Origin of the sequence: Acinetobacter sp. (assembly GCF_041911495.1) — a bacterium.
Classification (GTDB): domain Bacteria; phylum Pseudomonadota; class Gammaproteobacteria; order Pseudomonadales; family Moraxellaceae; genus Acinetobacter.
The window spans coordinates 39054-47596 of sequence record NZ_JAYROT010000035.1 but is presented as its reverse complement, the minus strand read 5'-3'; the positions used below and the strand labels follow the sequence as shown (position 1 = coordinate 47596).

Sequence of the window (8543 nt, the reverse complement as noted above, 5' to 3'; positions counted from 1 at the left end):
TTTATTTGATGTTTATTTTGATTATGCTCGGAAAAGGGTGTAGCACAGGTTCGCAAGTGGATGGTGCGCCGATTGTTTCTGATGAGCATATTGCTGTCGTGGATATTCAAGGCATGATCGCAGGCGATGCCAATAGCGTAAATAGTAAAGACACCAACAAAGCATTGAAGCGTGCTTTTGAAGCGAAAAATGCGAAGGCGGTGGTGCTCAATATCAATTCGCCGGGTGGTTCACCTGTACAGTCGGATGAAATTTGGCAAGAGATACGCTATCAGAAATCGCAACATACCGATAAAAAAGTCTATGCCATCATTGGTGATATGGGCGCATCGGGTGCGTATTATATTGCATCAGCCGCTGATGAGATCTACGTCAATCCATCAAGTATTGTCGGTTCGATCGGTGTGGTGATGCCAAACTATGGTGTAACAGAGCTTGCGAAGAAATTAGGCGTGGAAGATCGCACCATGACTTCAGGCGACCATAAGTCATTATTGAGTTGGACGAAGCCAGTCGATGCAGAAGAGAAAGCCCATGTACAAGCCTTGCTGAATAATGTCCATCAACACTTTATCACTGCGGTAAAAGAAGGTCGTGGTAAACGTCTAAAAGCAGATACGCGAGACTTGTTCTCAGGACTGTTTTGGACAGGTGATCAAGCGATCAAAATTGGTCTAGCAGATAAAGCAGGCAATCTCACCACTTTAGCACGTGAACTGAAAGTCGATAAAAAAGTAGATTACACCGTGAAACGTAGTCCGTTTGAATCTTTGCTTGGCACGGTTGGTACATCTATCGGAAATGGTATTGGTCAGTCGATCAATCAACAGATCGAAGCCCAGTCACAAGCAAAATTACAGTAACAAGCAAAATTACAGTAATAAGAAAAATTGCAGTAATAAGCTTGCAAGGCGATAGCGGATGATCTCGTGATCTCATTTGCAGAAGTGTTCATTGCAATAGTAAAACCGCTCAGTTCTACCCCTTGTGTCTTATTCACAAGGGGAGGAAGATAAAAGTCTAATCCCACAAGAATGTACATGATGAAACCACTGATTCATTTTGCTCATGCCAATGGCATTCCATCTGAAACCTATCAAAAGCTATTTGATGCGCTGTCTGATGAATATGACATCATCTATACCACACCGATTGGTGCGAATCCTCGCTATCCGATTACCGATCATTGGGATTATTTGGTACAGCAGATTACCGATAGCATAGAATCACAAGCCAATGGTCGTAAAGTGATTACCTTAGGGCATTCGCTCGGTTCGGTACTGAGTTTTATGGTATCGAATAAACGTCCAGACTTGATTAGCCAAGTGATTATGCTTGATCCACCGTTGATCTTGGGCGCAGCATCTTTGGTCTTTCACATGTCCAAGTTGTTTTATCCAAAGTTCGTTGATCAAATTACGCCTGCGGGATTGTCAAAGCATCGTCGTGATCACTGGGAAAGTCGTGAGCAAGCTGCACAGCTTTTATCGGGGAGAGGCTTTTTTAAAGACTTTGATCCTGAATGTTTTAATGCATATATTCAACATGGTTTAACTGAAGATACCGTGCGTGGTGGTGTGACTTTAACCATTCCTAAGGCAGCCGAAGTAGAAATTTTTAGAAAGAATCCATCGCTATGGTGGCTACCTCAACCTCAACCCAAAGTTCCAGTAGATTTAGTCGTTGGGCAAGATAGCCAATTCTTAAAACGTAAATTTCCACAGGTAGCAAAACGCAAGCTAGGCATTCCATTCCAAGTAGTCGAAGGTGGACATATGTTCCCACTAGAGCATCCGCTAGATACGGTGGAAAAAGTCAAATCATTGATTCGTCAAGATTTGCTGTAGCTCATCTTGTGTTTTGATTTTTTAAAATTGAGCTGCCATAACGGTGGCTCTTTTTTTATGTGTGGTTTTTTCTGCTTAGATTTTTGTGTAGGAAGGGTGCTTCAAAATTTACCATTATAAACTCTAGCAATTAACTATCCGTCATTAATCATTTACCATAAAAAAACCTCGGAAATTCCGAGGTTTTTTCGATTCTGTAAATCGTAAATCGTAAAGAGCCGTTGCTCTGAAAAAATTAACGCTTAGAGAATTGAGGACGTTTACGTGCTTTACGTAAACCAAGTTTCTTACGTTCAACTTCACGTGAGTCACGAGTAACGAAACCAGCTTGACGAAGCGCAGGCTTCAAAGTTTCGTCAGATGCGATCAATGCACGAGTGATACCGTGACGGATTGCACCAGCTTGACCACCGATACCACCACCTTTAACAGTGATGTAAAGATCATATTTGCCAGTTGCTTCAAGCAACTCAAGCGGTTGACGAACAACCATACGTGCAGTTTCACGACCGAAATACTCTTCGATAGAACGGTTGTTGATCACGAGTTTACCAGTACCAGCTGATAAGAAAACACGTGCAGTTGCGGTCTTACGGCGACCTGTACCATAATTTTGTGCCATGTCTTTTATCCCTTAGATATCCAAAACTTGCGGCTGTTGAGCAGTATGAGGGTGCTCGCTACCAGCATACACTTTCATTTTCTTGATCATTGCATAACCAAGTGGACCTTTTGGCAACATACCTTTAACAGCACGTTGGAAGATTTCTTCAGGTTTGTGCGCAACTAATTTTTCAAAGTTAGTTTCTTTCAAACCACCTGGGAATTCAGTGTGGCGATAGTATTTTTTGTCAAGTGACTTGTTACCAGTAACTTGAACTTGTTCCGCATTGATCACTACGATGTAATCGCCTGTATCAACGTGCGGTGTAAAAGTTGTTTTATGCTTACCACGAAGGCGGCGAGCAATTTCAGTCGCTAAACGACCAAGTGTTTTACCTGATGCATCCACAACATACCAGTCGTGTTGCACCTCAGCAGGTTTTGCACTGAGAGTTTTCATGAACGAAATACCTATTATAGTTGGTTTGTTCATTTTTAAATTGTGTAATCACACAAAACAAAACGACCAAACGAAAAGAAGCGCAAATTATAGGAGCTTTGTAAATAAAGATCAAACAAATATTACGCTGAAATTGAATTTATTCCGGTGTTTTTATGCCAAGTTTTCACTATGACGATAACCACCGTGAAGCTGTCGATATAAACCTGGTGTTACACCTGTCCATTTTTTGAATGCACGATGGAATGTACTGGTTTCACTAAATCCAACTTGCTGTGCGACATCTTCCAAAGTCAAATCATGGCGCAACAATAAGTGAATCGCTGCATCACGACGAAGCGCATCTTTGACACCTTGGTAGCTCTTGCCTTCGGTGGCAAGGCGACGTCGCAAAGTCTGCGGTGACAGATACAGCATAGCAGCGACATCATTGAGTGTTGGCATTTCTTCGCCAATATGGCTTTTCAATACATCGCGAATGCGATTGGTCAGTGAGTTTGTATTTTTAAATTTCACCAAAAGCCCAGCAGGTGCGGTTTTTAAGAACTCTGCGAGAGTTTCTTCAGTCTGACGAATTGGCAAATCCAAATAATCAGCTGCAAAAGTGACCTCTGTACGCTGTGCATTAAATTGCATGACAGGTGCAAAGAATAAGGCATCGTATTCATCGGCATGTTTTGGACGTTCATAGCCAAAATGAACACGTTCTAAAGGAATACGGCGTTCAATCAACCAAGAGGCTAAGCCGTGCCAAATCATCAGCATACTTTCGGTAACGAAATGATCGGGATCGTATTTCGGCGGAATCGCAGGAATCAAACGTGCTTCATGTTTATCACGTTCAAGATTTACCGACCATTCATCACCAAATAAACGATAAAATTCAGTAGATCGCTCTAGTGCTTCGCCCAAAGTTTTGCAATGAATAATCAACTGACACATCATGGCAAAGGTGCCGAGTTTACGTGGTTGTATATCAAAACCAATGTGTTCATCTTGGGTGACAAGCCACAGCATTCGAGCAAATTGGGTATATTGATCGGGAGAAATACGTGCTTTAGGTTGTTTGAGTAATTCTGCCTCAATCCCGACGTGGGAGAGCAAAGTATCAGTATCTAAACCTAGACGCTTTACACCTGTGAGTGCAGCATTGACAAAATGAATGCTAATCGTATCACGGCTCATGTTTTTGACCTTTTGTTGGATTTCACTGCATCAGTGCAATCTCGTTCTTGCTAAAAAATACAACTGTTCACTGAGTAATTATGATAACGCAAATCTTATATTCTTGAATATGTCATAATTTGCGTAAAATTGCAGTAATCTTTTATCAATCATTTACTTAATGTTGAATTAAATCAAATATTAACTTTAGTCGAATAAGATTGGGCTTGGCAGAAAATGACAAAGCCATTGAGCAAAATGCGTATTGTATCGTGGTTGGAAAATACATTATGGTACTGGCTTTGCAGAATCAAGATTTAGGGAAAGTGTGATATGGATGGCGCATTAAGTGGTTTAAAAGTTTTAGATTTTTCGACTTTATTACCAGGTCCTTTTGCCACATTGATGTTCGCCGATATGGGGGCAAAAGTCGTGCATATCGAATCGCCAACTCGGGTGGATTTGGTGCGAGTAATGCCACCTTATGCCAATGGGCAAGCCACAGCTCATAGCTATCTCAATCGAAATAAACAGTCGATCGCCCTCGATTTAAAAGATGCAAACAATATTGAATTGATCAAATCTAAAATTAATGACTATGACATTGTGGTTGAGCAATTCCGTCCTGATGTGATGAAGCGACTCGGTTTGGGTTATGAAGAACTTTCGGCAATTAATCCACGACTGATTTATTGTTCAATTACAGGTTATGGGCAAACTGGTCAATATCGCAATCGTGCAGGTCATGACATTAACTATCTTGCCTTGTCGGGGATTGCAGGGCATAGCGGACGTAAAGCGTCTGGTCCACCACCTTTGGGTGTGCAGGTTGCTGATGTAGCAGGTGGTTCACTTCATGCGGTGATAGCGATCTTGGCGGCTGTGGTTGAACGTACTCGTAGTGGTCTGGGACAGTATATTGATATTTCGATGACGGACTGCGCAGTAAGCCTCAATAATATGGCGGCATCTGCACAACTGGCAGCCAATCATGGTACAGAAGCTGAATCCGCCGCACTGAATGGCGGTAGTTTTTATGATTATTATCGCTGTGCCGATGGTCGATACCTATCTATTGGTGGCTTAGAGCCACAGTTCTTACAAGGCTTAGCTCAAGCTTTAGAGTTGTCGATTGTCGCTGAAAAAGGTTTATCGCAATTGCCTGACGATCAGAAATTAGTAAAGGAAGCGATTCAAAATAAAATTGAAACGAAGGACTTGGCATATTGGCAAGATTTTTTCGCGCAGCGTGATTTATGTGTTGAGCCTGTTTTAAGTTTGGCAGAAGCGTTAAATTCTGAATTGTCTAATGAGCGTGAGTGGGTTGTTAATGTACCTTTAAATAAGAATGACTCCGCTGTAGAGCGTCAGTTGGCGAATCCAATCCAATTTTCACGTTCAAAAATGCGCTATGACTATATAGGTCGAGCTTTAGGCGTGGGCGAGTGGTAGTTTGCGGATTTGAATTGAAGTATTCGTGAGATGCTCAAATTAAGAATTATTTATTAAGGGATGGGTGCGCTAAAAAAATGTGATTTGCTTATATCAATAAAATCGAAATTAAATATGCAAAAAAAGCATTTTATTGATGAAGTAAATATCGGTATGCTACACACCTTTCTAGAATGACTTACTAGCTGAACGCCATGTATTTATATACCGACTTCGATCAACAGTTGCTCAATCAACGTGTTGCACAGTTTCGAGATCAAACTAAACGCTATCTTGCTGGCAAACTGACAGAGGATGAATATCGTCCGCTGCGTCTGCAAAATGGCTTATATGTACAGCGCTATGCGCCAATGCTTCGTATTGCTGTGCCTTATGGTTTGATGAATACCAAGCAATTGCGCAAGATCGCTGAGATTAGTCAGGAATATGACCGTGGTTATGCGCACGTATCAACACGTCAAAACATTCAGTTTAACTGGCCTGCACTGGAAAATGTGCCTGATATGCTGGCAGAGCTTGCAACCGTGCAAATGCATGCCATTCAGACGTCTGGTAACTGTATTCGTAATACCACCACAGACCAGTATGCAGGTGTTGTGGCGGGCGAAATTGCCGATCCACGTCCAACCTGTGAATTAATTCGTCAGTGGTCGACTTTCCACCCAGAATTTGCCTTCTTACCACGTAAGTTTAAAATTGCTGTGTCTGCACTCGAAGAAATTGACCGTGCTGCAACTGCATTTCATGACATTGGCGTCTATATTGTTAAAAATGAAGCAGGCGAAATTGGCTATAAAATTAAAGTTGGTGGTGGCTTAGGTCGTACTCCAATTATTGGTAGCTTTATTCGTGAGTTCTTGCCACGTGAGGATTTGATTGCTTACTTAGAAGCTATTTTACGTGTCTATAACTTGCATGGTCGTCGCGACAATAAATATAAAGCACGTATTAAAATTTTGGTAAAAGCCCTAACTCCAGCAGTATTTGCAGAAAAAGTTGAAGCTGAATTTGCACATACCGTGAAAACCTTAAAAATTGATGCTGAAACTTTGAAAAAAATGGATGAAAACTTCACGCCATTTGCTTATCAAAACTATGCCGATGAAGATTTTAGTGAGCTGTTTGCACAGTATCCAAAATTCAAACAATGGTTCAACATCAACACCAATGCGCACAAAGTTCAAGGCTACCGTATTGTCACTATTTCATTGAAACGTGCAGGTGTTGCACCAGGTGACATGACAACCGAAGAAATGAATCTAATTGCAGATTTAGCAGATCAATATACCTTTGGTGAATTGCGTACCACGCATGAACAAAATATTGCCTTGGTAGATGTGCCACAAAAAGACTTATTTGCATTGTGGCAAGTCCTAGATGCTAACAACTTGGCGCGCGCGCATATTGGCTTTATCACCGATATTATTTGCTGTCCGGGGGGTGATTTCTGTTCACTTGCCAACGCTAAATCTATTCCAATTTCAGAAGCTATTTCACGCCGTTTTGATGATTTGGATACCATATATAATCTTGGCAAACTGGATTTGAATATTTCAGGTTGTATGAATGCTTGTGGTCATCACCACGTTGGTAATATCGGGATTTTAGGTGTCGATAAAAAAGGCGCCGAATTTTACCAAATCACTTTAGGTGGGCATGCAGACCATGATGCTTCAATTGGTGATATTTTAGGGCCATCTTTTGCTGCCGAAGTGATTCCAGATGTCGTGGAAGAAATTTTAAATACCTACTTAGATTTGCGTAGTGAAGGTGAAGACTTCATCGACACTTATCGTCGTTTCGGCATTCAACCATTTAAGGAGCGCGCTTATGCTTAATTTGACTCAGCCTGTGCTCGGCAAAGATGGCAGTATTTTTGATAATACCTTTCAGCAAGTTTCTGAAGAAGGACAGTTGCCACAAGGTGATGTGGTATTAACGGTTGAACAGCTTGATCAATTGCCGAATGTTTCAGGGAAAAAAGCATTATTTTTGACTGCGGAAGATTCACCTGAAACAACAGCATACCCACTGGATCAACTCGAGGCGATTTTTATTGATTTCGCAGGTTTTGGTGATGGGCGTGGATATTCTTTTGCAGCACTTTTACGCCGTCAAGGCTATCAAGGTGAGCTGCGTGCAGTTGGCGATGTCTTTAAAGATGTGTTGAATTATCTAAAGCGTTCAGGTTTTGATAGCTTTGTGATTAAAGAGGGCAAAGATATTCAAGAAGCTGCGGCAGGTTTGAATGATTTTACCCATCCTTATCAAGCCTCAACGGCGGTACGTGAAGCGAGCTATCAAACTAGTCGTTAAAAGTAACTCATGCTGTTATATAAAAATCCCGCACTTTGATGCGGGATTTTTATGGCTGGGATTATCAAATAGAATATTCGAGAGTTGATGAAAAATTATAAAGCAATGTCTTGGCTGTAATGTGTCGCATCAAGCTGACAATTCACCATCCATTTCACTCCGAACTGATCGGTAAACGAACCAAACAACGCACCCCAAAAGGTTTTTTCTAGCGGACATTCAATATGACCATGCACAGATAATTGATTGAACAAACGACGAGTTTCGGTTTCATCATTCACTAAATTGATGGAAATATAATGATTGTTACCCTGAATAAACCCATGCGCATTATTGCCACAGAAGGCCTCCATATAGTCCGAACCCATCAGCTCAGTATGTTCATTGATCGGAAGCGATACGTGCATAATAAAGGTGCGTTCTTCTTCAGTTAAGTTTACGCCATCTTCAGGTGGCATATCGCCATAGCGTGTCATGTTGGAAAATGTTCCGCCAAATACGGATTGATAAAATAAGAATGCGGCTTCGGTTTGTCCCTTAAAGTTTAGATAATGATTAAGTTGCATTGTTATATCCTTCGATTGCTGGACGAACTTTAGTTTTGGAAAAGATGTTTAAATATTATACGATGTGTTTATGTAACATCCTAGCTTTGAATTGTTATAAGAATATTATTCCACTAAACAAAAAATCCCGCATCA

At 41.2% G+C, this 8543-nt stretch carries 9 protein-coding genes; 5 read left to right on the top strand and 4 right to left on the bottom strand.

All coding sequences use genetic code 11. The annotated features are described in order from the left end of the window. Both sppA and ACE3PQ_RS04160 read left to right on the top strand, forming a co-directional pair. The coding region (gene sppA, locus ACE3PQ_RS04165) for a signal peptide peptidase SppA (protein ID WP_374295477.1) at positions 1–863 on the top strand (863 nt) is incomplete at its 5' end. Between the two features lie 180 nt (positions 864–1043). Next, positions 1044–1847, top strand: coding sequence for an alpha/beta fold hydrolase (locus ACE3PQ_RS04160; protein WP_374295475.1), 804 nt, complete (start codon positions 1044–1046; stop codon positions 1845–1847). A 235-nt stretch (positions 1848–2082) separates the two neighbouring features. Here the strand turns inward: ACE3PQ_RS04160 and rpsI are convergent, their stop codons facing one another. From rpsI to ACE3PQ_RS04145, 3 genes are all read right to left on the bottom strand, one after another. After that, positions 2083–2469 (bottom strand): 30S ribosomal protein S9, encoded by a 387-nt coding sequence (gene rpsI, locus ACE3PQ_RS04155; RefSeq protein ID WP_092619374.1) that lies wholly within the window; start codon positions 2467–2469, stop codon positions 2083–2085. 12 nt (positions 2470–2481) lie between these two features. Next, positions 2482–2910 (bottom strand): 50S ribosomal protein L13, encoded by a 429-nt coding sequence (gene rplM / locus ACE3PQ_RS04150; RefSeq protein WP_092619377.1) that lies wholly within the window; start codon positions 2908–2910, stop codon positions 2482–2484. 153 nt (positions 2911–3063) lie between these two features. Beyond that, complete coding sequence (locus ACE3PQ_RS04145; protein WP_374295472.1) at positions 3064–4095, bottom strand: AraC family transcriptional regulator; 1032 nt, start codon at positions 4093–4095, stop codon at positions 3064–3066. Between the two features lie 312 nt (positions 4096–4407). On the opposite strand from ACE3PQ_RS04145, the gene ACE3PQ_RS04140 reads away from it, so the two are divergent. The 3 genes from ACE3PQ_RS04140 to ACE3PQ_RS04130 all read left to right on the top strand — a co-directional run bounded on the left by ACE3PQ_RS04140 (position 4408) and on the right by ACE3PQ_RS04130 (position 7842). Next, positions 4408–5526 carry a CaiB/BaiF CoA transferase family protein gene (locus ACE3PQ_RS04140; RefSeq protein ID WP_374295470.1) on the top strand — a complete coding sequence of 373 codons (1119 nt, stop codon included), beginning with the start codon at positions 4408–4410 and terminating at the stop codon, positions 5524–5526. A 194-nt stretch (positions 5527–5720) separates the two neighbouring features. Continuing rightward, positions 5721–7364 carry a nitrite/sulfite reductase gene (locus ACE3PQ_RS04135; RefSeq protein ID WP_374295468.1) on the top strand — a complete coding sequence of 548 codons (1644 nt, stop codon included), beginning with the start codon at positions 5721–5723 and terminating at the stop codon, positions 7362–7364. After that, on the top strand, positions 7357–7842 hold the full coding sequence (locus ACE3PQ_RS04130) for a DUF934 domain-containing protein (RefSeq protein WP_374295465.1): 486 nt from the start codon (positions 7357–7359) through the stop codon (positions 7840–7842). The genes ACE3PQ_RS04135 and ACE3PQ_RS04130 overlap by 8 nt, the downstream gene beginning before the upstream one ends. A gap of 95 nt (positions 7843–7937) precedes the next feature. On the opposite strand, the gene ACE3PQ_RS04125 is transcribed toward ACE3PQ_RS04130, so the two are convergent. Continuing rightward, the gene (locus tag ACE3PQ_RS04125) at positions 7938–8408 is read right to left on the bottom strand and encodes a VOC family protein (RefSeq protein ID WP_374295464.1); all 471 of its coding nucleotides are present in this window, start codon (positions 8406–8408) and stop codon (positions 7938–7940) included. Between the last annotated feature and the right edge of the window lie 135 nt (positions 8409–8543).

Bases quoted from the DNA above. Each gene is read 5' to 3' on its own strand.
- ACE3PQ_RS04135 (WP_374295468.1), top strand. From the start codon at position 5,721: ATGTATTTATATACCGACTTCGATCAACAGTTGCTCAATCAACGTGTT.
- ACE3PQ_RS04160 (WP_374295475.1), top strand. From the start codon at position 1,044: ATGAAACCACTGATTCATTTTGCTCATGCCAATGGCATTCCATCTGAA.
- ACE3PQ_RS04140 (WP_374295470.1), top strand. From the start codon at position 4,408: ATGGATGGCGCATTAAGTGGTTTAAAAGTTTTAGATTTTTCGACTTTA.
- rpsI (WP_092619374.1), bottom strand. From the start codon at position 2,469: ATGGCACAAAATTATGGTACAGGTCGCCGTAAGACCGCAACTGCACGT.
- rplM (WP_092619377.1), bottom strand. From the start codon at position 2,910: ATGAAAACTCTCAGTGCAAAACCTGCTGAGGTGCAACACGACTGGTAT.
- ACE3PQ_RS04145 (WP_374295472.1), bottom strand. From the start codon at position 4,095: ATGAGCCGTGATACGATTAGCATTCATTTTGTCAATGCTGCACTCACA.
- ACE3PQ_RS04125 (WP_374295464.1), bottom strand. From the start codon at position 8,408: ATGCAACTTAATCATTATCTAAACTTTAAGGGACAAACCGAAGCCGCA.
- ACE3PQ_RS04130 (WP_374295465.1), top strand. From the start codon at position 7,357: ATGCTTAATTTGACTCAGCCTGTGCTCGGCAAAGATGGCAGTATTTTT.